1 protein-coding gene is annotated in these 2,033 nt (G+C 54.5%); it reads left to right on the forward strand.

The window, feature by feature from the left end; translation table 11 throughout:
- The first annotated feature begins 159 nt into the window (after positions 1–159).
- Complete coding sequence (locus RC85_RS25515) at positions 160–1,203, forward strand: linear amide C-N hydrolase (RefSeq protein WP_068267734.1); 1,044 nt, start codon at positions 160–162, stop codon at positions 1,201–1,203.
- The last annotated feature ends 830 nt before the right edge of the window (positions 1,204–2,033 follow it).

A 2,033-nucleotide genomic window follows, 5' to 3' on the forward strand; every position in this document is an offset into this window, starting at 1 on the left:
AGCCCGCTCATAGTTTCTCCGCGAAAGATGCGCAGGCCGGAACAAGCCGCTTCGGCGCAGTTCCGGCAATCCAATACGCTACCATGCAATTGCCGGAACTGCGCCGAAGCGGCTTGTTCCGGCGTACTTGTTGCTTCCAGCCTGCACAAAAACTTTGCAATGAAATCTAAACTACTAATCGCCTGCATCCTGTTGTTGGCGTTGATCACCAAACCCACCAACGCGTGCACCGTCGTTCGCTTCCAGATTGGTGACGACTTTCTGGTTGCCCGAAATCACGATTGGATGTTCGGTGAAGGATTGATCGTTGTCCAACCGCGTGGGCTGACTAAAAAAGGAATCAGCACAGTCCGTCCTGCCAAATGGACGTCGCGATTTGGAAGCGTTTCGTTCACTCAATTTGGTCGCGGCATCCCGTTTGCCGGAATGAACGAAGCCGGTCTGACCGTTGACTTGCTGCAACTCAACACCGCTGGCTTTCCGACCGCACGAACTCTCGATCGTGACAGCGTTAACGTCATCCAGTGGGTCCAATACCAACTCGACAACTCGGCCGACACCGAGGAAGTCATCCGCAGCCTGGACACGGTTTATCCGGTGCCATTAATCCCAGCAATCGAACGCGTCCACTTTTTCGTCACCGATGCCTCGGGCGGAGTCGCCATTGTCGAATTCATCGGCGGTAAACCCGTCATCCGTCGCGGCCCCAAACCGATTCACTGTGCGCTAGCCAACACTGACATCCAAACATCGGCCAAACAATACTCCGCCGGCGACGCAACTCGCTATGGCCGTGCGGCACGAAGCATCGCCAATGTCCAAGCATCCGGCGCACTCACTGATGCATCCGAGAAAGCCTTCGCGGTCCTGGACAATGTCTCGCAAGCCGAATTCACCCAATGGAGTTTGCTGTATCAACCCAAACAGCGACGACTCACCTTCCACACCGCGGCAAACCCACAACAACGGTGGATCGACTTAAGTGACTTCGACTTGGACGAAGGTTCACCCACGCTGGCGATCGATGTTCATGCACCGCATCAAGGCAACTTGCGAGATCACTTCCGCCCGATCACTCCAGAAGACAATGCCAGGATCGTGAACCATGCGTTTGACAATTACCTGCCGCCAGGCATCGGCCGCATGGCCGTCAAACAATTGATCCTAAACTATTCAACATCCGTAAAAGCTTCGACCCGATAAACAAAGTCGTGAAGCATTCTTGGTGCCGTTCAACCGCATGGAACCGTTTGCGAATTGACGTAGGCCGGAACAAGCCGCTTCGGCGCAGTTCCGGCAATCCAACACGCTACCATGCAATTGCCGGAACTATTCAACATCCGTAAAAGCTTCGACCCGATAGACAAAGTCGTGAAGCATTCTTGGTGCCGTTCAACCGCATCTAACCGTTTGCGAATTGACGTAGGCCGGAACAAGCCGCTTCGGCGCAGTTCCGGCAATCCAACACGCCACCATGCAATTGCCGGAACTGCGCCGAAGCGGCTTGTTCCGGCCTACGAGAACTGAACCATGGCAGGCAACACAAACTGGAACGCTGTAAAACATTGTGGCAACGGGACATTTCCCTGATCGCCAGCGTGTAGGCCGTAGCGAGCCAAAGCGAGTTACGGCAATGTGCGCAACGCCGTAACTCGCTTTGGCTCGCTACGGCCTACTTTCTGGTTCCCAGAAGGAGCCTAGCCTGATGAAAATCGTTGCAACGCAGCAAATTGGGCAAGCTGCACCACGGCAGACAACACGAACTGGAACGCTGTAAAACATTGTGGCAACGGCACATTTCCCTGATCGCCAGTATGTAGGCCGTAGCGAGCCATAGCGAGTTACGGCAATTTGCGCAACGCCGTAACTCGCTTTGGCTCGCTACGGCCTACTTTCTGGTTCCCAGACGTAGCCTGGCCTGATGAAAATCATTGCAACGCAGCAAATTGGGCAAGCTGAACCATGGCAGGCAACACAAACTGGAACGCTGGGAAACATTGAGGCAACGGGACAATTGCCTGATCGCCAGTATG

Origin of the sequence: Rubripirellula obstinata (assembly GCF_001642955.1) — a bacterium.
In the GTDB taxonomy this organism is placed as follows: domain Bacteria; phylum Planctomycetota; class Planctomycetia; order Pirellulales; family Pirellulaceae; genus Rubripirellula; species Rubripirellula obstinata.